The sequence below is a fragment of the Nocardia brasiliensis NBRC 14402 genome, assembly GCF_000308475.2.
Taxonomy (GTDB): Bacteria; Actinomycetota; Actinomycetes; order Mycobacteriales; family Mycobacteriaceae; genus Nocardia; species Nocardia brasiliensis.
Window position 1 is genome coordinate 441,747 of sequence record NZ_BAFT02000110.1, and the last position, 22,121, is coordinate 463,867.

15 protein-coding genes and 2 tRNA genes are annotated in these 22,121 nt (G+C 68.3%); 7 read left to right on the forward strand and 10 right to left on the reverse strand.

The genetic code is table 11. From position 1 onward, the window contains the following. Positions 1–549: 549 nt before the first annotated feature. Both TY25_RS38250 and TY25_RS38255 read left to right on the forward strand, forming a co-directional pair. Positions 550–623 (forward strand) — tRNA-Gly (locus TY25_RS38250). A gap of 47 nt (positions 624–670) precedes the next feature. After that, positions 671–747: transfer RNA gene (locus TY25_RS38255), tRNA-Pro, on the forward strand. A 40-nt stretch (positions 748–787) separates the two neighbouring features. Here the strand turns inward: TY25_RS38255 and TY25_RS41095 are convergent. Continuing rightward, positions 788–1,459: a TetR/AcrR family transcriptional regulator gene (locus TY25_RS41095; protein ID WP_052383473.1), complete on the reverse strand. Its 672-nt coding sequence runs from the start codon at positions 1,457–1,459 to the stop codon at positions 788–790. A 366-nt stretch (positions 1,460–1,825) separates the two neighbouring features. On the opposite strand from TY25_RS41095, the gene TY25_RS41100 reads away from it, so the two are divergent. Further along, positions 1,826–3,889, forward strand: coding sequence for a tetratricopeptide repeat protein (locus TY25_RS41100; RefSeq protein ID WP_052383474.1), 2,064 nt, complete (start codon positions 1,826–1,828; stop codon positions 3,887–3,889). A gap of 25 nt (positions 3,890–3,914) precedes the next feature. Here TY25_RS41100 and TY25_RS38270 read toward each other — a convergent pair whose 3' ends face one another. From TY25_RS38270 to TY25_RS38285, 4 genes are all read right to left on the reverse strand, one after another. Next, positions 3,915–5,975, reverse strand: a complete 2,061-nt coding sequence (locus tag TY25_RS38270) for a helix-turn-helix transcriptional regulator (RefSeq protein ID WP_042264731.1) — start codon at positions 5,973–5,975, stop codon at positions 3,915–3,917. A gap of 203 nt (positions 5,976–6,178) precedes the next feature. Beyond that, positions 6,179–7,114 (reverse strand): beta-ketoacyl-[acyl-carrier-protein] synthase family protein, encoded by a 936-nt coding sequence (locus tag TY25_RS38275; protein WP_042264733.1) that lies wholly within the window; start codon positions 7,112–7,114, stop codon positions 6,179–6,181. A gap of 3 nt (positions 7,115–7,117) precedes the next feature. Continuing rightward, entirely contained in the window at positions 7,118–8,167 is a 1,050-nt protein-coding gene (locus TY25_RS38280) for a 3-oxoacyl-ACP synthase III family protein (RefSeq protein ID WP_042264736.1), read from the reverse strand. Between the two features lie 87 nt (positions 8,168–8,254). Next, positions 8,255–9,091 (reverse strand): SDR family oxidoreductase, encoded by an 837-nt coding sequence (locus TY25_RS38285; RefSeq protein WP_042264738.1) that lies wholly within the window; start codon positions 9,089–9,091, stop codon positions 8,255–8,257. A 281-nt stretch (positions 9,092–9,372) separates the two neighbouring features. Here TY25_RS38285 and TY25_RS38290 point away from each other — a divergent pair, with 281 nt between their 5' ends. Then, the gene (locus TY25_RS38290) at positions 9,373–10,140 is read left to right on the forward strand and encodes a trans-aconitate 2-methyltransferase (RefSeq protein ID WP_042264739.1); all 768 of its coding nucleotides are present in this window, start codon (positions 9,373–9,375) and stop codon (positions 10,138–10,140) included. Between the two features lie 14 nt (positions 10,141–10,154). On the opposite strand, the gene TY25_RS38295 is transcribed toward TY25_RS38290, so the two are convergent. The 5 genes from TY25_RS38295 to TY25_RS38315 all read right to left on the reverse strand — a co-directional run bounded on the left by TY25_RS38295 (position 10,155) and on the right by TY25_RS38315 (position 19,007). Beyond that, entirely contained in the window at positions 10,155–10,796 is a 642-nt protein-coding gene (locus tag TY25_RS38295) for a TetR/AcrR family transcriptional regulator (RefSeq protein ID WP_042264741.1), read from the reverse strand. 116 nt (positions 10,797–10,912) lie between these two features. Continuing rightward, positions 10,913–12,193, reverse strand: coding sequence for a serine hydrolase domain-containing protein (locus TY25_RS38300; protein ID WP_081869370.1), 1,281 nt, complete (start codon positions 12,191–12,193; stop codon positions 10,913–10,915). A 161-nt stretch (positions 12,194–12,354) separates the two neighbouring features. Beyond that, positions 12,355–14,949, reverse strand: a complete 2,595-nt coding sequence (locus TY25_RS38305) for a polynucleotide kinase-phosphatase (RefSeq protein ID WP_042264743.1) — start codon at positions 14,947–14,949, stop codon at positions 12,355–12,357. After that, complete coding sequence (locus tag TY25_RS38310) at positions 14,949–16,475, reverse strand: 3' terminal RNA ribose 2'-O-methyltransferase Hen1 (protein ID WP_042264746.1); 1,527 nt, start codon at positions 16,473–16,475, stop codon at positions 14,949–14,951. The genes TY25_RS38305 and TY25_RS38310 overlap by 1 nt, the downstream gene beginning before the upstream one ends. A gap of 72 nt (positions 16,476–16,547) precedes the next feature. Next, on the reverse strand, positions 16,548–19,007 hold the full coding sequence (locus TY25_RS38315) for a phosphoketolase family protein (RefSeq protein WP_370466236.1): 2,460 nt from the start codon (positions 19,005–19,007) through the stop codon (positions 16,548–16,550). Between the two features lie 182 nt (positions 19,008–19,189). Here TY25_RS38315 and TY25_RS38320 point away from each other — a divergent pair, with 182 nt between their 5' ends. From TY25_RS38320 to TY25_RS38330, 3 genes are all read left to right on the forward strand, one after another. Next, the gene (locus tag TY25_RS38320) at positions 19,190–19,762 is read left to right on the forward strand and encodes an FKBP-type peptidyl-prolyl cis-trans isomerase (RefSeq protein ID WP_042264748.1); all 573 of its coding nucleotides are present in this window, start codon (positions 19,190–19,192) and stop codon (positions 19,760–19,762) included. A 169-nt stretch (positions 19,763–19,931) separates the two neighbouring features. Further along, positions 19,932–21,332 carry a trigger factor gene (gene tig / locus TY25_RS38325; RefSeq protein ID WP_042264952.1) on the forward strand — a complete coding sequence of 467 codons (1,401 nt, stop codon included), beginning with the start codon at positions 19,932–19,934 and terminating at the stop codon, positions 21,330–21,332. Positions 21,333–21,511: 179 nt separating this feature from the next. After that, positions 21,512–22,102 (forward strand): ATP-dependent Clp protease proteolytic subunit, encoded by a 591-nt coding sequence (locus TY25_RS38330; protein ID WP_014982580.1) that lies wholly within the window; start codon positions 21,512–21,514, stop codon positions 22,100–22,102. Positions 22,103–22,121 lie beyond the last annotated feature (19 nt).

A 22,121-nucleotide genomic window follows, 5' to 3' on the forward strand; every position in this document is an offset into this window, starting at 1 on the left:
TGCCGTGGGGCCGGGCTCGCCGGCCGCCGATCCATGTTTCGGACCTCGACATCGAAGTAGCCGGAGGAGTAGCCGAGGATGCGCGAGTCTTCGACCCGGTAAGGGTGTTGGGCCGGATTTTCCTGCCAGTAGCACACTCGGCGGTCGGCGGCAGCTGACAAGAAACTGCTGCTGCCCTTGCGGCGAGTCGTGATGTCCCCATGGGTGGCATCCTCTCCGCGACCGGTCGAGCGTGACAAATGGCCACCCCGTGGGCCACGGCTCCCCCCGACAGGAGTCGTCACGCGAACCATATGCTCCCCGTTTCCGGTCCGACACGCCCGAGTTTCAAGGAAGGGATCCCTTTTAATTTCATTTAGTTCTGTTCTGCGCGCCCCGCGCTGACCGGGGCGGTACCGTGCGAGACTCCTGCGGGGCGTTGCGACGACCACCGGTCCCGGCACCCGCGTGATCGCACTGCGCGGGGGGCTGATTGGCATTTGTGAAGCCGGGTTCGGTACAGTCTCAACGCACACGACATCGTGGCGATCCCATAGATGTCGTATGCCTGCGGGTGTAGTTCAATGGTAGAACCTCAGCCTTCCAAGCTGATGGTGCGGGTTCGATTCCCGTCACCCGCTCCACACAGGATTCAGCCTCGGCGGCGGCCGATCACCCGCCGCGAGGGACACGGGGTGTAGCGCAGCTTGGTAGCGCATCCGCTTTGGGAGCGGAGGGTCGCAGGTTCAAATCCTGTCACCCCGACCATTTCTTCTAGCCGATCGATGCGGGTCGCGGGTCGGTGCGTCTACGACAGGGCTTCGGGGGTGCGGAGTTCGGCGGCGAGACGGGTGTAGATGCCGAGCAGGTCGGTCGCGCTGGCATGTGTGGCCTTGTCTGCTTCGTGGCGGTCGGTCCATTCGGCCAGTGCCGCGGTCATGGTTCCTTGCGCCACGAGAAGGAGTAGGCGGGCGCGGGAGCGGGTGGCGAGATCGGTGTGCCCGGCCAGCAATTCGAGTACGGCCCGGTTTTCCGTGTCGAACGCCGCGAAGGTCGCCGCGGCCAGTTGTGCGGAGTCGGCTGTCACGCGGTGGGTACGCAGGAGGGCGTCGGTGGCCTGCTGATCGTCTACGAGATCCTGGATGAGGCCGCGGTAGACGCTTTCTATATCGGACAGGCGCAACGTGCGGCCTGCGGCAGTCGTGGCCATCCGCCGAATCGCACGACCGAAACCCCACCGGTCGTGGGCGATCGCGCTGTCCTTGGTCGGGAAATAGCGGAAGAACGTCCGCGGCGACACCCCCGCGCGGGCCGCGATGTCATCCACGGTCACTCGGTCGTAGCCGTGCTCGATGGCCAGTTCCAGTATGGCCGAATGTATTTCGGCTTGCGTCTGGGCTCGGCGGCGGGCCCGCAGGTCTGGCGGGCCGTCCCCGGTATCGCCATCGACGGTGCGCTGCATCACTCGATGGTAGATCATGTGACAGGCCTTACCTTTATGGCATGCGATGCCCTCCTGGCACATTTTGTCAGATGAGCGGAGGCTTTTCATGGGTTACGTCACCCGGGTGTGCGGACATCTCACCAGCTAACTCGTCGGGTTCCACGGCGCAGCCGCGTTCGCCGCACGGGCGCCGAGTGCCGATCGGCCGCAGCCGCGCCGACGGCCTTACTCGGGAAGCCGCACGGGGTTGCCGCCGTCTTGCGGACGATCTCTTGCGCACCTAGAGTCGGCGCGCAGGGGAGGCCGCTGGCCGCGACGCGCACGATTTCGATATCTGTTCCGCGCCATCGGCAAGCGAGGCGGCGTCCGACCGCTATCGCTGGAAAGGTTCGAACCCGAGACGTGCATCCCATCGACATCATCACGACCGCCGTGGCGGCCGGAGCTGCCGGACAACCGGGCACCACCACCGCGGCGGTGCTCGACGCATACGGTGAACTGCGGCGGCTGATCGGTCACCGTTACCCCGGAATCGACCTGCGAGACATTGCGGCCGAACCGGATTCGGTCACCGCACGCGCGACGCTGACCGCTGCCCTCGCCGCCCAACGCGTCGAAGCTGATACCGAATTACTCTATGCAGCACAGCAATTCGTCGATATCGCGCTCGGTAACCCGATGGCGGATCGTACCACCGCGATGCTGTACGAAGTGTTGCTGGCGGGGGCCGAGCAGACGCAGGGCGCCGACAATCCGGAAACCCTGACGATCCGGCACGAACTGGCCCAGACCTATCACGCCATCGGTGACATCGACAGTGCCATCACGCATTTCGAAGCGACGCTCGCCGCTCGCGAAAGGGTGCTCGACGCCGGGGACACCCTCACCATCACGACCCGAACCTGCCTCGCGAACTGCTATCGGGAAGTGGGTCGGGTCGATGACGCCATTCCCTTGGACGCTGCTGTGCTCACCGCGCGTGAACAGTTCTTCGGTCCGGCTCATGACAATCCGGTCGGCTACCACGACTTTCTCGCCGACGCGTACGAGTCCGCCGATCGCTTCGGCCGCGCTATCGAGTTGCGCGAGACCAACCTGCAGATGCGCTGTCGCGAGCTGGGGGCGGACCACCCCGACACTCTCGGAACGCAGTTGAGCATCGCGCGCTCGTACGCCGCGGCCGGGCGAATCGAGGAGGCGGTCACCGCGTACGAGACGGCGCTGACCGAGCATGAGCGTGTGTTCGGTGCGGCGCAGGCGCAGACGATCCTGGTTCGCTACACGCTGGCTCGCGCCTACGGCGCGGCCGGACGTTTCGATGAGTCGATCGCGTTGCACACCAAGGCGATCGAGGAATACAGCCGGATCGTCGGCCCGGACCATTCCGATCCGGTAGCCATGCGCAACAGCCTGGCACGCGTGTACGAGGACGCCGGACGGATGGACGACGCCATCGCCACTTATACGCGTGTGCTGGCGGACTCCGAACGTGTCTACGGCGTCGAGCACGACCTCACCGACCAGGTGCGCGGCTGGCTGGCCCACCTCGCTCGATCGACGGGCGGAGCGGCACCTGCCGGGGACGCGCGACGTGATCTCGAAGATCTCACCCAGCAGCTCGGCAACCGACTGGTCGACCTGGTCGGCGAAACAGGCTGGCGCCGGATAGATCTGATCGCGCGTTCGAGCGGGCAAATCCACGAACTGTCGCTGACGGTGCTGCCGGACAACGGTGGGGCGACCGCGCTTGCGGCGCCGACCGAGCTGGCGCCGCTGCTGGACGCCATCAAGGTTGCACACTACGAGCGCGATCCCGAACGCGGCGCATGGTTGTCGGCCAGGTTCCTCATCGACTCATCCGGCTCGTTCTTCCGCTCGTACAACACCGATTACGAGCCGGACTGGCCGTTTGCCGTCGATGCGGCGACGTATATCGAAGAACTCGAGCGGTTTCCGCGCGAACTCGAGTACACGCCGGAGTGGCTGCTGGATCGGTTGCCGAAATGGCAGGGGCGGTACAAGAACACCGCCACCGACATCACCGAGCTCATACCGCTCAATATGCAGCTCGTCGCGATGGTGCTCGGCAGTTACCGCGATCATCTGCTGCACCGGTTGCCGAGCGACTGGCAGCAGCTGTTCATCGACTTCCGGTCGGTCGGCGAGTACGTGGAGACGCGGGCGCAGGTTCTCACCGTGCTCGGTCAGTCGATCGAGTGGCAGGCCCCGCAAGCGGTGACCTTCTTCAGCGAGCTGCGCCGCGACATGTACCGGCCATGGCAGGGCACGTGGACCTCTGCCCGGTTCCACCTCGTGGTGAACGGAAAGTACAACGTGGAATACGACTGGGACCACGAGCCGGACTGGGACCATCGACCCGGCCCACGCGCGTTCCAGCAGGAACTGGAGATGTTTCCACGCAGCGCACAGCACGTTCCCGACTGGCTCGACGCTCGGCAGCGCTGAGCCAGGATTGCGGGGCCGTGCATCGTCAGGCGGGCGCCGACACCGAGTTCGAGGCGTTGAGGGTGAAGGTGAGTTCGGTGCGGCGGGTGATCTCCAGCTTGCGATAGACGCGGGTGAGGTGTTGTTCGACGGTGCTGGTGGTGATGGCCAGGGCAGCGGCGATCTCGCGGTTGCGTTTGCCGTGGGCGGCGAGCTCGGCGACGCGGCGTTCGGCGGGACTGAGGGCGGCCACGCCGGTGGGTGTCGCGGTGAGCGGGGAGACCGTGGGTGCGGGCTGGCGTTCGCCGAGCAGCTCGCGCAGCAGCGGATCGGCGCCGCAGGCTTCGGCGATGCGCACCGCCTCGCGAACGAGCGTGCGCGCCTTCTCGTGATCGCCGACGGCCCGGTGCGCGGCGCCGAGATCGCCGAGGACCGTGGCGAGTTCGAGATCGCAGCCGGCGGACCGCGCGATCGCGGTCGCCTCGCGCAGTAACCGGACCCGCTGATAGCGGTCGGCCGTCGCGGCGAGCAGACGCAGCGAGACGCCGCCGGTGCGGTGGGTCGGCGCACCGCCGAGCAGGTCGAGGTGGCGGGTGGCGAAGGCGCGGGCATGTCGGCCTTCGCCGAGCGCCAGATGCGCGACGGCGATGTCGTTGCGCCACGGCACCAGCCACGGGAAGTCCATCCGCCAGCGGCGCATCAGCTCACCGCAGCGCCGGAAGGTGCGCAACGCCTCGCGCGGCTGGCCGGTGGCGAGCTGGAAGTGGCCGTGCGCGTGCAGGTACAACAGTCCGAAGCGGGACTCGAACAGCGCGCGCGGCACCGGCCTGCGCAGCTGTGCCTCGGCCTCGGCCAGTCGGCCCGCGGACGTCAAGGCGCGCACCCGCACCGCGATCGGGATCCCGACCCACACGCCGAGATGTTCGGCCGGAACATGATTCAGCGCGAGCGCGGCCTCGTTGGCCGCGGCACGCGGATTGCCTTTGCGCAACATGGTTTCCGCGCGCAGACCGGCGAAGATCGCCTGCCAGGTGGGGGCTTTGCGCGCCTCGGCCTCGGCGAGCAGCGAATCACACCACGCGGCGGCGGTATCGAGCCGATCGGTGTAGATCAGGCAATGTACGGCCGCGGCAAGGGTTTCCACGGTGGTGGAGGCGAGTCGATGACAGGTGAGCAGGCGCTGGGCGAGCGTGGTGGTGTCGTCGAGCGGATGGGTGGTGCACAGCCGGGTGAGCAACTCGGCGCCGAGCAGGTGCGGTGGCCGCTGGTCCGGCTGCGTCGGTCTTCGTGGCTCGACGGTCCCGGGTGCGGGTTCGGGTAATCGGTCGTCGGCGGGTAGGTGTCCGTCGGCGAACAGACCCTGGTGCCGGGGCACGTAGGGCGGGTGGGTGAAGCGCAGCCAGGCGCGCAGGAACTCGGCCTGCGGCGCGGGTTCGTCGTGCGGGCACGAACTCAGCTGTCCCAGCGCTTGATCCGCGCGCTGGGTCTGTCCGTGCCAGAGCAGGAACATGACGGCGGCGGGCAACTGTGCGGCGGGCACCCGGCCGCCGCGCAGCGCCGCTCGCATCCGGCTGAAATTCCGGGTCCGGCTCGACGGGCTGCCGCGCCAGTCGACGCAGACCAGCCGGACCGCGAGCGCACCGCGGGCGCTCGGCTCCCGGGTAGCGCGATAGGCCAGTTCCAACCGGTCGGCCGCCCGGTCGATCTGATCGTTGGCCAAGGCCTCGTCGGCGGCGGCGAGCAGCACCCTGGCCGCCCACGGGTAGTCGGCGACGCCGGCCTCGACCAGCTGGTCGGCCACCGTCGCCGCCGGGAATCCCTTGCTGTGCAACAGTTCCGCCGCACGACAGCGCAGTTCCGGATGGGCGGGCGCGGGGATTTCGCGGGGGCGCCGCTCCACCGCGTCCAGATCGTCGATCACCACCCGGGTCGAGGACCGCGCGGCCAGCCTGCGCACCACGGTGCGGACCGCCGTCTCGTCCACGGCGAGCAGCTCCGCGATCAGGCCGACGGTGCTGCACCCGCCGAGCACCGCCATGGCCTGGCCGATACTGGATTCCGCGATGGTCGACCATTGGGTGTTCTGTACCGAGATCGGCCGTTGCATGCCCTAGTCCCTTCATCGATGAGTGTGCCCGACTGTGGAAGGGCACCATCGATGCGTCGTCGCAGCAGGGGCATGTCCGGATGCCCCGTTGATCCAGCCGGTGCAAACAGCCTAGGCTGCCTTCCCTGACCTGTCCCGGCATTGCGGCGACAAGACCACCGGAATGCCGGTAATGCGTGGAAAACCGTGGAAGCTCCCGAACGTCAAGGGCTTTCGGTTTCCGTAACGGCAGCGCGGCCGACGAAGGCCGGTACCGGCTGCCGGTAGGGCAGACAGGCCGCCGAGGCATCGTCGGCGGCCAGGAACAGCACTGTCTCCGCGGCGGCGAGCACACCCGATTCCTGCGCGTTCAGGTACGCGTGCACCGGCGCCGCGGAATACGGGTCACCGACCTCGGTGGGCACGCCGACCAGTGATTCCGGTGCGAGCCCGAGGATTTCGGCCAAGCGCGCCCGGAACCCCAGCGCGGGTGCGGGTGTGAGCAACAGGGCCCGGCCCGTGGCGAAGTCGTCGCTGTCGATGCCCTCTTCGGCTGTACAGGCGCGTACCGCGGCCGCCGCCAGCGTGAGCGGATCCTCGTCGCCGTGCCGCACGCGCATGGCGGAGCGGCCGTTCGCACCCGCCTCGCCGAGCGCCACCCACGCGCTGGGAGGGACGTCGCCGTCGGTCCGGCTGGTGTACAGGTGGCCGAAACCCGCTGCGAACGGTGTGCTTTCGAGCAGTACCGCGGCCGCGCCGGTGGTGTAGGGGAACCCGGCGACATACCGCTGCCGCGACGGATGGGTATCGCCGGCCAGGATCAGCGCGTACTCGACTTCGCCGGTGGACAGGAAGCATTCGGCGGCGGTGACCGCGTGCAGCAGGCCGGTGGAGCCGTGCATGAGGTCGAAGGAGAAGGCGGGGACCCGGCCCGGCTCGTATTCGAGTCCGATGCCGACCCGTTTCTGGATGAGCGCCGAGACCGCGGGCTCGGAAATATTGTCATCGCGGAACACGCCGGTATTGACCAGCATGCCGACCTCGTCGACGGAGACGTCGGCCTGCTCCAGGCAGGACATCGCCGCACGGGTCGCCAGCTCGAAATAGCTGCCGGTGTCCAGATCGGTGTTCGTCGCCGCCGCGACGATGGTGGTCGCCATGACTCAGGCCTCCAGCCGGGAGACGGTCGCGGCGAGATAGCCGGAAACGGTTCCGGAGGCCGCGGGGATCATCAGGATCTTCGAACCCTTCGGTATCTGCTGTCGCGCGAGATACTCGTGCAGTACCAGAAAGTGCGAGGTCGACGCCGTATTGCCGTACTCCTGCAACACATTCAGCGCCTGCGGCATCGGAGTGCCGAAGTGTTCCTCGGTGAGCTGTCCCAGGTATTCGAGCGCCGGAGCACTGAACTGGTGATGGATCCAGTAGTCGAATTTCTCGGTTTCCCAGGATCTTCCGCTCTCCCGCAGGAAGGTGTCGATCCGCTCGATGCCCTGGCGGTAGCGCGACTCGTTCTGCATGGCGCGGTTGTCGGTGTAGAGCGCGATACCGGCCGACCGGTCGCTCGGCATGCCGAGGCAGTGCTCGGCGCCCTCCGCGGTGGTCATCAACTCGACGTAGTGGATCTCGTCGTGGTCGTCGCCCTGGTCGTCGAGGATCACCGCGACCGCCGCGTCACCGACGGTCAGCGCGGCGAACTGCGGGTCGTACGGTTGGCTGATCTCGCGCATCGCGGTTTCGGCGATCGGGGTGATCTGCTCGCCGCTGACCACCATGCCGTTGCGCACCACCCCGGCCTTGATCATCCGGTCCAGCACGAGCACGCCGGTCATCATTCCGGCACAGGCATTGGACACGTCGAAGTGCCGAGCCTCGGTCGCGCCGATGGCGTTGCCGAGCATCAGCGCGAACGCCGGTGCGTAGCAGAAGATTTCCTTCCCGCGGGTGCGGGTGATCGAAGCCGAGATGATGATGTCCAGATCGCCTGCGGCGTAATCGGAATGGCGCAGGCAGTCGTCGGTGGCGCGCAAAGCCAGCTCGAACGACGATTCGTAGCGGTCCGGATGGGAATCGTAGACTCGCCGCTGTTCGATTCCGGTGATCCGCGCCAGATCCAGCGACCGCGGTACCGCGAGACCGGCGATCAGTTCTTCGGTGGAACGGACAGTGGCCGGAGTATACGAGCCGATGGACTCGAAACGCGTACGCTGCATTGTCCCTGCTTTCTACAGCTCAGTCGGTGACAAACTATTTGTGTCGCTAAGGCTTTCGACAACGTTGTCGTTGACTGTGTGGCGTACCTATCCGGTGGCGGTGACCAGGTTCGCGCTCACCGTGTAGAGCCGCTGGCCGAGCACTTCGTCCTGGGCCCGGCGCGACGGCGTCTTGATGCGGTTGTGCTGGAAGTAGGCGCCGCTCACCCCGGCCACTTCCGTGCCGGTGGCGAGGTAGGCCAGCGCCTGCCCGCCCTCCTCGGCGGTGATCATGAACAGCCGCTTGGCCAGCGCGACCAGCGGCTGCCCGAACCACGGCATGTCATCCCAGATCCCGGTGGCCACCGCCCCGGGGTGGAAGGCGTTGACCGTCACCCCGGTGCCCTCCAGGGTTCGAGCCAGCGCCCGGGCATACAGGATGTTCGCGAGTTTCGATCGGCTGTAGGCCTTTTCGCCCGAGTACCCGCGTCGGAACGCGAGATCGTCGAGATCCAGGCCCGCGCCGAAATGCAGGACCGAAGAGGTGAACAGGATGCGCGAGGGCGCGCTGCGCACCATCAGTTCAGTGAGCAACTCGGTGAGCAGGAAGCCGCCGAGATGATTGACGGCGAAAGTCTTTTCGACGCCCTCCTTGGTGACGGTCCGATCCTTCTGGTAGCCGCCTGCGTTGTTCGCGAGGACATCGAGCCGGTCGTACCGGGAGAGCACCGCATCGGCGAGTCGCCGCACCGAGTCCTGTTCGCCGAAGTCGCACTCGAGGGTGTCGACCGCACCTGCCCCGGCGGTGCGGACCTCGGTCGCCGACTCGGCGAGTTTGCGCGGATTTCGGCCGACCAGCACCAGTCGATCGCCCCCTGTCGCGATCTGCCGCGCTGCCGCGAGTCCGATACCCGACGTGGCCCCCGTGATCAGGATCGTCTTCATAGCCGATCACCCTGCCACACACCGAGACGCCGAAAGGCCGTCGTGACCGGGGGTTATCCGCAACTGTGCGTATCGCGAAAGATGCTGCCCCGGAACAACATCAGCGAACTCGCGCAGGTCGGCCGAGTGAGGTGTAAGCGCCCGTAATGCCGGGTACTCGGGCAGCGCCCGGTTGTCGGTGCGGCCGATAGGGGGTGATAGGGGTTCGGCATATCTGCCTGTCAAGCAATACAGTACAATCGTACTAAGTACGCCCGTACTGCTAAACGAGGAGGGTTCGTATGTGGGATCCGAAGAAGTATCTCGACTTCGCCGATCACCGGGCACGCCCGTTCTTCGAGCTGATCGGGCGTATCGACGCCGAAAAGCCGCGGCGCGTGGTCGATCTCGGGTGCGGGCCGGGCAATCTCACCGAAGCGCTCGCGCAACGCTGGCCGGACGCGCGCCTGGACGCGTTCGATTCCGCGCCGGAGATGGTGGACGACGCGCGACAGCGCGGGATCGACGCGAAGGTGCTCGACGTGCACGACTGGCAGCCGGACGAGGAAACCGACGTCGTCGTCTGTAACGCTGTCCTGCAATGGGTTCCGGATCATCTCGCGCTGCTCGCCGAGTGGTTGCCCGAGTTGCCGCGCGGCGCCTGGTTCGCCATGCAGGTCCCCGGCAACTTCGACGCGCCGTCGCATCGGGAGATCCGCGCGCTGGCCGGCGAGGCGCGCTGGCGGTCCCGGCTCGCCGACGCGATGCTGCGCGGGGTGGACGCGGTGCCCGAACCGGCCAGGTACGCGGCGGTGCTCAGCACCGAGCACACCGTCGCCGATATCTGGGAAACCACTTACTACCAGCGCATGCACGGCCCGGACCCGGTGTTGGAGTGGGTCACCGGCACGGCGCTGCGACCGATCCGGGCCGCGCTGGACGACGAGGACTGGCGCGAATTCCGCACCGAGCTGGCCCCGCGCCTGCGCGTCGTCTACCCGGCCTTGCCCGACGGCACCACATGGTTCCCGTTCCGCCGCATCTTCGCGGTGGCGCACAAGTCGGCTTGACCGGATCGGGTGGGTCAGGGGGCGGTGAGAAACCCGTCGACAATGCGGCGCGCGCGGCGCATGGCCGCCGTGTCGCCGACGCGGAGCGCGGTATTGGTGGCGCAGAGAACCGAATCGATCTGGAACGCGGCGAGTTCCACGTCGAGCTCGGCGATCTCCCGGGCCGTCACCGCGCGCCGCAGTTCGTGTTCGAGCACGCGGACCCAGGCGTGCCGGTCGCGCAGCAGCGCGTCGAGCACCGGGCCGGGTCTGCTGTCCTGTTCCGGTAGTGCGGCCATCCAGAAGCAGCCGCCGGTGAACAGTGGCGCCTCGATGTAGGCCAGCCAGTATTCGATCAATGCCCGCAGCCGGGGCAGGCCACGCGGCGTCGTGCGGGCGGGTTCGATCACCGCCTCGACGAACAGGTCACGTGCGTGGTCGATCGCGGCGAGTTGCAGGGCTTCTTTCGTTTTGAAGAGCGTCTGGATGCCCGCCTTGCTCAGGCCGGACTCGGCCGCGAGCCGACCGAAGCTCAAGCCCTCCAGTCCGTCGAGCGAGGCGATGTCGACCGCGTGCCGCAGCACCGTCTCCCGGGTTCGGGCCCCGCGCAGCAGGCGCTTGTCCGTGATCTCGGCGGGTTCGCGCCGGGTGAGGACGGAGTCGGGGCCGCTTTCCATACGGTCGATCGTACTCAGGCTGGCGAGAATCGGTCACCGTCCGGCTCGCGGTGTCGCTGGGCACGGATCACACCGCGGCGAGGCGGTGTCGTATCGATCCTTGCGGCGATACCGCGCTACCGGTCGGTGCAGGACTGAGCCGGATCAGCCCGCTGCGGCCTGCCGCGTGACCGCAACGCCGCCGTGGCTCTGCCGAGGGCGCCCGCACGCCTGGCGAGGGCGGACAGCGTGGGGAGTCGCGCGTCGCCCAGCGTCATCCCGGAGTAGCCGAGGTGATTGGTCACGAAGGCGACGGAGACGCCGACGCCTGGCATGGCGATCGCGCCAGAGCCGCCGACACCGAAGTGCCCCAATGCTTCTCGGGTCAGTCTGGTGCCGACGATGCCGCGGTGATAACCGAGCGCCCAGTGCGGTGGCGCGCCGAGCACGTAGTCGAAGCGACTGTTCGGCGGCATCTGCGCGATCATCCGGGTGGTCTCCGGCCGCAGTAGGCGGCGGGTGCCGACCACGCCGTCGTTGGCGATCGCGCCGTACATCCGCGCCAGCGAGCGCGCCGTGAAAACGCCGCCCCAACTGGGCATTACGGCGTCGTAGGGCCGCTGGCCGACGCTCATGTCGGCCCAGCCGTCGTAGATCGCGCTGTGCGCGGATTGCACCCTGCGCAGCGCGCCGAACGGCGCGATCAGCCGGTCCACCGGGACCCGGCCGATGGTGAGCCGCGGCGAGAGAGTGGCGAGCCGGTGTCGTTCGGCGCGCGGGACGCCGAACCAGAAGTCGTTGTCGCCCAGCGGTTCCGCGAGTTCGGCGTGCACGACTTCGGCGAACGAACGCCCGGTGGCCCGCTGCGCCAGCTCGGCGACGAGGGTGCCGAAGGTGAGGCCGTGATAGCCGGAGGCGCGCAGCCGCAACGGATCCGGCGCGGACGCGGCCAGCGCCGCGGCCAGACTGTCGTGGTCGAGCAGGGCGTCGTCATCCAGCAGGGCGCCCTGGCTGTCGACCAGCCCACGGATGCGTTGCAGTCCCGCACGATGATTCAGGACGTCGCGAACGGTGATGGCGTCCTTGCCGTTCGCCGCGAACTCGGGCCAGTAGGTCGCCACCGGTGCGTCGAGGTCCAGGAGGCCGCGTTCGATGAGTCGGTGCGCGACGGTCGCGGCGACGCCTTTGCCCGTCGAATAGGTCAGCGCCATCGTGTCCGAGCGCCAGCGTCGTTCCGGATCGGCCCATCCGGCCCAGATGTCCAGTACGGGCTCGCCGTCGAGGTAGACCGCGAGCGCGCCACCGCCCTGTCGCCTGCGCCGGAACATGGCGAAGAACTTGGCGGCGACGGCCGTGAAGCGGTCGTCGACCAGCATGCGGCCGGTGCTCGAGGCGCCGTCCGGGGTCGCTGCGGGCATGGTCAGACTCCCTTGTCCAGTACGCCGGGCCGCCCGCTGTATAACACTTGCAAGCAGCCCGCTAACTCGCACGGTAACGTGTTTCAGTTGCCCCGTGCAAGGGGGTCCGGGGCCGGAACGCGAGGTGCGGACACCTCGCGCTCAGCGCCGAGTGAGGGACGTCACAACCGCGGGTCCACCGGTTCGGACTCCAGCGCGAGCACCGCGAAAACCGCCTCGTGCACCCGCCATAGGGGCTCACCCGCGGCCAGCCGGTCGAGAGCCTCTAGCCCGAGTGCGTACTCGCGCAAGGCCATCGAGCGTTTGCGGCCGAGGCCACGGGTCCGTAGCCGTCGCAGGTTGTCCTCGCGCAGGTACTCCGGCCCGTAGATGATCCGGAGGTACTCGGGCCCACGGCATTTCACGCCGGGCTGGACCAGCCGGCCTTCTTCCGTCGTCGCTTCGTCCTTTCGCGGACCACGCGCCAGCGCCTGGCGCGGCTTGACCACCATGCCTTCGCCGCCTGCCGTGGTCAGTTCGCTCCACCACGCGGTGGCGGCGGCGATACTGTGCTCGTCGCTCAGGTCGACGAACACGCGCCCGGTCGGCGCGCACAGTTCGGGATCGGCGGCGACCAGCCGGTCGATCCGTTCCAGGTGCCAATCATGCTCGCGCACTGCGTGGTTCGCGCCTTCGGCGGCGAGGATCTGAAACGGTGCGAGCCGCAGACCCGCCGTGCCGTCCACCGGCCAGCAGTAGCGGCCGTATGCGGCGGTGAACGCCGCGGCGTCGTCCCTGCGCGCGCCGGTGCGGTGCGCGAGTTCGCCCACGTCCAAGCCGCGGGCGGTCACGGCGGCCAGCACCTCCCCGGCGGCGTCGAGCGCGGCGCGCGCCGCCGCCCCGACCGCCGCGTACTGCGAGCGCAGCAGGCCGAGCGCCTTCGCCGACCACGGCATCAGCTCGGTGTCGAGCAGCAGCCACTCGCTCTCGAGTTCGGTGAAGAGCCCGGCACGCTCGGCGGCCGCACGGACCCGCGCGAGCACGGCTTCGGTGTGGTCCCGGTCGTCGAAGAACGGACGCCCGGTGCGGGTGTAGATCACGCCGGTGCCGCCGTCGTCGACGCCGAAGCGGTCCCGGGCCGCCTGCGCGGACCGGGCCACCAGGACCACCGCCCGCGAACCCATGTGCTTCTCCTCGCACACGAGCCGGTCGACGCCCTCCGCGCGGTAGTACGCGAAGGCCTGGTCCGGGTGTTCGAGGTAGCCGTCCAGCTCCGACGTCGCGCACGGCGCCATCGTCGGCGGCAGGTACACCAGCCAGCGTGGGTCGAGCGCGAACCGGCTCATCACTTCCAGTGCGGCACCGGCGTTTTCCTCCTGGACGCCGACCCGGCCGTGGTAGCGGGTCTGTACGACCCGGCGGCCGATCACGTCCGCCAGATCGAGCACGCCGGGATCCCGGTGCACCACGCCTTCGGCGGTGCTGATCGTGGTGGCCTGCAACGGCCGTACCGGCTCGTACCAAACCTGTTCCGCGGCAACCGAGACCGGCTCGCGTTCCGGGTAGCGCAACGCCGAGAGCCTGCCGCCGAACACCACGCCGGTGTCCAGGCACAGGGTGTTGTTCACCCACTGCAGGTCGAGCACCGGGGTGTGCCCGTACAGCACGGTGGCCGTGCCGCGGTAGTCGTTGGCCCACGGATAACGCACCGGCAAGCCGTATTCGTCCGTCTCACCGGTGGTTTCGCCGTACATGGCGAAGGAGCGGACCCGGCCGGAGGCGCGGCCGTGGTACTCCTGCTTCAACCCGGCGTGCGCGACGACGAGCTTGCCGCCGTCGAGCACGTAGTGGCTCACCAGGCCGCGGCAGAACTCGTGCGCGGCCTTACGGAACACCTCGTCCTCGGCGTCGAGCTGGGCCAGCGACTCGGCGAGGCCGTGCGCGACCCGCACCTGCTTGCCGTCGAGGGCGCGGACCAGCTTGTGCTCGTGATTGCCGGTAACGCACAGGGCCGTTCCGGCGGCCACCATGCCCATCACCAACCGGAGCACGCCCGGCGTATCGGGCCCGCGGTCGACCAGGTCGCCGACGAACACCGCGGTCCGGCCCGCCGGATGGTGCGCGCCGACCGCGCGTCCGCTCTCGTCCCGGTCGATGGTGTAACCGAGTTCGCCGAGCAGCGCTTCCAATTCGCCCCGGCAGCCGTGCACGTCGCCGATCACGTCGAACGGGCCGGTGAGTTCGCGCTTGTCGTTCCACGCCTTCTCGTCGACGATCGTCGCGGCCTCGATCTCGGCGGCGCCGCGCAGCACGTAGACCTTGCGGAAACCCTCGCGTTCCAGGCTGCGCAGGCTGCGGCGCAGCTCGCGCTGCTGCCGGACAACGACGTGCGCGCCGAGACCCGCGCGGTCCGGCCGGGTCGAATTCCGTTGCAGGCACACCGAATCCGGGACATCGAGCACGATGGCGACCGGCAGCACGTCGTGGGCGCGCGCCACCGCGATGAGTTCCTGCCGCGACTTGGCCTGGACATTCGTCGCATCGACCACGGTGCGCAGACCGCGGCGCAGCCGAATGCCCGCGATGTGGTGCAGCAGGGCGAAGGCTTCGGCGGTGGCCGACTGGTCGTTCTCGTCGTCGCTGACGACGCCGCGGCAGGCATCGGAGGAGACGATCGCGGTCGACCGGAAGTGCTTGCGCGCGAAGGTCGACTTGCCCGAGCCGGTGCTGCCGATCAACACCACCAGCGACAGTTCGGGCACCGAGAGTTCCGTCATCACGCTGCTCCTTCCTGGATCGATGTGGTGAAGATTGCCATCTGGGTCGGCGCGCCCACTGCTGGGTCGAGTGGGCCGATCGGCACGAAGCGCACGGCGTAACCGTGCGCGGCCGCCACCCGCGCCGCCCACGACTCGAATTCTGCACGGGTCCACTCGAATCGGTGATCGGCATGCCGGAATTTCCCCGCGGGCAAGCTCTCGTAACGCACATTGAACTCGGCGTTGGGCGTCGTCACGAGCACGGCCCGCGGCGCGGCCGCGGCGAAGACGGCGTGCTCGAGCGCGCTGAGCCGCGGCGGATCGATGTGCTCGATGACCTCCATGAGCACCGCCGCGTCGTAGCCGCGCAGCTCGGCATCGGTGTAGGTGAGCGCGCCCTGACGCAGGGTCAAGCGGGACGCGACCCGCTCGGGCAGCCGATCCAGCCGCAAGCGACGTTCGGCGATATGCAACGCCCGCATCGAGACATCGACGCCGACGATCTCCCCGAAGGCCTTGTCGGCCAGCAGTTCCCGCAACAACACGCCTTCACCGCACCCGAGATCGAGCACCCGACCGGCCCCGACCTCATGCAACGCGGCAATCACCGCCGCCCGCCGAGCCACCGCCAAAGACGGTGTACGCGAGGCGGCTTCACCCGTCGCCTCGGACGCCGACCCGCCCGAATCATGTTGTGCCGGTTCGCACTGCGCGGCAGCGCTTTCGGTCGCCGCGATGTCCGCGCCTTCGTTCACTACCTCCTCGACGGCGTCGAGCTCTTCCGGTTCCACCTCGTCCACTTCGGCGAGGCGGGCGAGTGCGGCTCGTACGAGCGACTGGCGGCGGACCAGGTATCGGCGGGTGATCCAGGCGCGTTCGGGGTGTTCGGCCAGCCAGCCTTCGCCGGCGCGGATCAGCTTGTCGACCTCGTCGGCGGCAAGCCAATAGTGTTTGGCCCCATCGAGAACCGGCAGCAGCACGTACAGGTGCGACAGTGCGTCGGCCAGCCGCATCGTGCCGGACAGCGCCAGCCGCAGATGGTGGGAATCGCCCCAGTCCGGAAAGGCCGGATCCAGTGGCAGGGGAGTCGCGGTCACCGTCCAGCCCAGCGGCGCGAACATCCGCTCGGCCACCTCGGCGCCGCCCTTGCACGGCACGGCGGGCAATTCGAGCTGCAGCGGCAGCGCGGTCTGCGCCAGTTCCGGGCGCAGTGTGCAGCGGCCGTGCAACGCGGTGCGGAACACCGCGCCGATGGCCACCGACAGCAGTGACGACGCCGCGTACGGCCGGTCGTTCACGTACTGGCCGAGGCTGAAATCCGGTGTGCCACGGGAACGTCCGCGCACCAAACGGATCGGGTCGATCTCCAGCAGCAGGGCGGCGGTGCACCGCTCGGCCGTGGCTTGCGGGTAGACGACGTGCGCCGTGCCGTACGACTGCTCGAACGCCTGGACCCGGTCGGGGTTCTTGTGCAGCAAGAACCCCAGGTCGGTCGCCGGCCAGGCGGCGCCGTCCGGCGGTGTGCAGGTGATCGTCAGCAGCATGCAGCGATCGTCGCCCAGTCGCGGGAACCCGCGCAAGGAAGTTTCATCCTGGTGGCAGTGTCTGGCAGCCCGTCACCGCGACGGCTGCGGCCAACTCCAGTCCGCTACCCCGGGGATGTCCTCGCCGTGCTCGCGCGTCCAGGCTCGTGCCGTCCAGCGGGCGTCCGCCATCTCCTGGCGCAGTCCCGCGGCCCGCTCGCCGAGGCTGGGCACCCGATCGATCACGTCCATCACCAGGTGGTAGCGGTCCAGGTCGTTGAGCATCACCATGTCGAACGGTGTCGTCGTGGTGCCGCGTTCCTTGTAGCCGCGCACGTGCAGTCCGGCATGGTTGGTCCGCCGGTAGGTGAGCCGGTGGACCAGCCACGGGTAACCGTGGAAGGCGAAGATCACCGGCCGGTCGTGGGTGAACAAGGTGTCGAACTCGCTGTCGGGCAGACCGTGCGGGTGTTCGTCCTGTGGTTGCAGGCGCATCAGGTCGACCACGTTCACCACACGAATCCGCAACTCCGGCAACCGTTCCCGCAGGATCGCCGCCGCGGCGAGCGTCTCCAGCGTCGGCACGTCGCCGGCGCAGGCGAGCACCACATCCGGGACGGTGCCGAGTTCGTCGTTGTGCCCGGCCCAGTCCCAGATGCCGATGCCGCGCGCGCAGTGCTCGGCGGCGTCGTGCACCGAAAGCCAGTCCGCCTGTGGCTGTTTGCCCGCGACCACCACGTTGACGTAGTGCCGTGACCGCAGGCAGTGGTCGTAGGTGGACAGCAGCGTGTTGGCGTCCGGCGGCAGGTAGACGCGCACGATCGACGGCTTCTTGTTGAGCACCACATCGAGGAATCCGGGATCCTGATGGGTGAACCCGTTGTGGTCCTGACGCCAGACATGCGAGGAGAGAAGGTAATTCAGGCTGGCGATGGGCCGTCGCCACGGCACCGCCGCACTGGCGTCGAGCCATTTGGCGTGCTGGTTGAACATCGCGTCGACGATGTGGATGAACGCCTCGTAACAGGTGAACACCCCGTGCCTGCCGGTCAGCAGGTAGCCCTCCAGCAGTCCCTGGCACATGTGCTCGGACAGCACCTCGATCACCCGCCCGGCGCGGTCGAGTTTCTCGTCGTGACTGCCGATTTCGGCCTGCCAGTTGCGCCCGGTGACGTCGAGGACGTCCTGTAATCGATTGCTGGCCAGCTCGTCCGGGGCGAAGGTGAGGAAGTTGTCCGGGTTGGCCCGGGTCACTTCGCGCAACCAACCGCCGAGCACCCTGGTCGCCTCGTGCGCCGTGGCGCCGGGCGCGCTCACCTCGACCCCGAAGTCGCGCCAGTCCGGCAGGTTCAGATCGCGAACGAGCGTGCCGCCGTTGGCAATCGGGTTCGCACTCAGGCGCCGCTCACCCTCGGGCACCTGATCGAGCAGTTCCGAGACCGGTCTGCCGTGGTCGTCGAACAACTCCTCGGGACGATACGAGCGCAGCCACTGCTCCAGCACCGCACGATGATCGGGATTCGAGCGCGCTCCGGGCAGCGGCACCTGATGGGCCCGGAACGTGCCCTCGACGGGGTCGCCGTCGACCACCGGGGGGCAGGTCCATCCCTTGGGCGTGCGCAGGACGATCATCGGCCAGACCGGCCTGCTGCCGTCGGCGCCGCCGCGAGCGGCCCGTTGGATCTGTGCGATGCGTTCCATGCAGGTGTCCACCGCCGCGGCCATGGTCTGATGCACCGCGGCCGGGTCGCTGCCCGCGACCACGATCGGGTCGTATCCGTACCCGCGCAGCAGCGAGACCAGTTCGGCTTCCGGAATGCGCGCCAAAATGGTCGGGTTCGCGATCTTGTATTCGTTCAGCGCCAGAATCGGCAGCACCGCGCCGTCGCGCGCCGGATTGACGAATTTGTTGGCATGCCAGCTGGCAGCCAGCGGGCCGGTCTCCGCCTCGCCGTCGCCCACCACGCAGAACACCGTGAGATCCGGGTTGTCCAGCGCGGCGCCGTAGGCGTGCAGCAGCGAGTAGCCCAGCTCGCCGCCCTCGTGGAACGAGCCCGGCGTCTCCGGCGCGCAATGGCTGGGTACGCCGCCGGGGAAGGAGAACTGGGCGAAAAGCGCGCCCATGCCGGTCCCGTCCCGCGGAATATGGCTGTAGAGCTCGGAATACGTGCCCTCCAGCCAGGCGCACGCGTTCGGGCCCGGGCCGCCGTGTCCGGGCCCGGCCACGAACACCGCGTCCAACCCGCGTTGCCGGATCGCCCGGTTCGCGTGCACCCACACCAGATTCAGTCCGGGCACGGTGCCGAAATGGCCGAGCAGCCGCGGTTTGACGTGCTCGGCCCGCAACGGCTCGCGCAGCAGCGGATTCGCCATCAGATAGATCTGACCGACCGCCAGATAGTTCGCGGCCCGCCACCACGCGTCGATCGAGGTGAGTTCGTCGCGCTCGAGTGGTCCGTCGACGGCTGCCAGCCGATACGGCTCCGGTGCGACCGTCTCGCCGCCGGTGCTTTCGACATTGTCGGCGGCGGTGTCGCCGCCGGCGCTCGCCATGTGGGTCATGCGCCGCCTCTCCTCGTGTTCGGGGTCCTCAGTAGCCGCGATACCCAACTGAACGGTGTGCACAAGTCCGCACAGAGAATTCACGGCCAGCGTAGTGCGCGGGGGCACGGTGGGCGGGGGACTCGGACATGTCGGCTCGGACATTCGGGCCGGTGTGGTCTAGGGTCCGCCGCATGCAGACACTCGGCAGGATCATCGCGATCGGCACCATGACCGCGGCGGCGTGCACGCTGGTCGCGTGCGGCTCGGACGACAAGTCGTCGCCCGCTCCCTCCACCACCTCGGCCGCGCGGGCCGCCACCTCGGCCGCCGCGGGCCCGACGCAGAGCAAAGGCCGGGAATGCACCGCCAACGACATCGCCGTGAGCGGTGAGTTCGGCGCCGCCCCGACGATCACCATCCCGGACAACTGCGATCCGCCGAAGCAGCTGATCACCAAGGACCTGAACCCGGGCAGCGGGCCCGGCGCCGAGCCGGGCCAGCAGCTGACCATGAACTACGCGCTGATCACCTGGTCCAACAAGCAGAAGAAGGACAGCTCCTTCGACCGCGGCAAGCCGTTCCAGCTCACCCTCGGCGCGGGCCAGGTCATCCAAGGCTGGGACCAGGGCCTGGTCGGCGTGCAGCAGGGCGCGCGCCGGCTGCTGATCGTGCCGCCGGACCTCGGCTACGGCGCGGGCGGTCGCGGGATCGCGCCGAACGAAACGCTGGTCTTCGTCACCGACGCCGTGTCGATCGGAAAGTAGGGGCTGGGCGACCGGCCGAGTGCAGCCCGCCCCGGCCGGTCAACTAACCTGGTCGGGATGCGTACGCCGCGTCCCTCGCCACCCGGCGGGTGCCGGTGTCCCGGAGCATGTCCGGGATGACGGGGGATCGCGTCTCAACCAGAACAGACGACGAACAAGGAGCATGTCCGTGAAGAGCACCGTCGAGCAGCTGAGCCCGACCCGGGTCCGGATCAATGTCGAGGTGCCCTTCGAGGAACTGAAGCCCGACTTCGATCGCGCGTACAAGGCACTGGCCAAGCAGGTCAAGATCCCCGGCTTCCGTCCCGGCAAGGCGCCGGCCAAGCTGCTCGAGGCCCGCCTGGGCCGCGGCGCGGTGCTCGAGCAGGTCGTCAACGACGTGCTGCCGGGCCGCTACAGCGAGGCCGTCACCGCAGGTCAGGTGAAGGTCATCGGTCAGCCCGAGATCGAGATCACCAAGATCGAGGACGGCGAGGAGCTCGCCTTCACCGCCGAGGTCGACGTGCGCCCGGAGATCACGCTGCCCGCCTACGACGGCATCGAGGTGACCGTCGACGCGTTCACCATCGGTGACGAGGACATCGAGGAGCAGCTGCTCTCGTTGCGCCAGCGCTTCGGCACCCTGACCGGTGTCGAGCGGGCCGTGCAGGACGGCGATTTCGTCTCCATCGACCTGTCCGCCACCGTGGACGGCGAAGAGGTGCCCGAGGCGGCCACCACCGGCCTGTCCCACGAGGTCGGCTCCGGCCAGCTGATCGAGGGCCTCGACGAGGCGCTCATCGGCCTGAACTCCGGTGAGTCCAAGGAGTTCACCTCCACCCTGGTGGCCGGTGAGCACGCGGGCAAGGAAGCCGTCATCACCGTCACCGTGCAGTCGGTGAAGGAGCGCGAGCTGCCCGCCGCCGATGACGACTTCGCCCAGCTGGCAAGCGAATTCGACACCCTGGACGAGCTCAAGGAAGACCTGCGCACCCGGGTGGAGCGCAGCAAGAAGGTGCAGCAGGCCGGCGAGATCCGGGACAAGGTGCTCGAGACCCTGCTGGAGCAGGTCGAGGTGCCGCTGCCCGAGGCTGTCGTCAAGGCCGAGATCGACGCCGTCACCCACGACGCGGTGCACGGCTTCGACCACGACGAGGCCAAGCTCGCCGAGGCGCTGGAGGCGCAGGGCTCGAGCCGCGAAGAGTTCGACAAGGACGCCAAGGAGTCCGCCGAGAAGTCGGTGAAGACCCAGCTGCTGCTGGACGCGATCGCCGAGGCGGACAACACCCAGGTCGGCCAGGAAGAGCTCACCGAGCGGATCCTGTTCCAGTCGCAGCGTTACGGCCTGGCACCGGAGCAGTTCATCCAGCAGGTGCAGCAGGCGGGCCAGCTCGGCGCGATCTTCGCCGACGTCCGTCGCGGCAAGGCGCTGGCGGGCGTGGTCGGCAAGGTCAAGGTGACCGACTCCGCGGGCAACGCCGTGGACACCGCCGAAATGTTCGGTGCGCCTGAGGATTCCGCGCCGGAGATCGACGCCGACGGCGTGGTCGAGGTCGAGTCGGACGAGACCGCCGCGGCGAAGGCAGAGTAGTAGAGCACAGCGCAGCTGAGCGCCGCGAAGTTGCGCTGTGAGCGAAGTAGGGCGGTACCGGGAGTTCGGTGCCGCCCTGCTTCGTTAATGTTTGTGACAACGAACCAGAGATGGCCGTCGGCCAGCGAGCCGGTATGAGAAGGCAGGTATCCGTGACAAGTAATCAGGCAGGGATCGCTATGACGTCCGCGACTGCTGGGCTCAACCTCAGTGATTCGGTGTACGAGCGCCTGCTTCGCGAGCGCATCATCTTCCTCGGCACCCAGGTCGACGACGACATCGCGAACAAGATCTGCGCGCAGATCCTGCTGCTCACGGCGGAGGATCCGACCAAGGATATTTCGCTCTACATCAACTCGCCGGGTGGCTCGGTGACCGCCGGTATGGCCATCTACGACACCATGCAGTTCGCCGAGTGCGATATCCGCACCGTCGGCATGGGCCTGGCCGCCTCGATGGGCCAGTTCCTGCTCACCGCGGGCACCAAGGGCAAGCGCCTGGCCCTGCCGCACGCACGGATCATGATGCACCAGCCCTCGGCCGGTATCGGTGGTTCGGCCGCCGATATCGCGATCATGGCCGAGCAGTTCGCGCACACCAAGCGTGAGCTGAACGAACTGCAGGCGCAGCACACCGGCAAGTCCGTGGAGCAGGTCACGGCCGACGCCGACCGCGACCGCTGGTTCACCGCCAAGGAGGCCCTGGAATACGGCTTCATCGACCGGGTCGTCAGCCACGCGAACCAGACCGGCGGCGTGAGCGACAACTAGGCGCGATCGGCGACTCTTC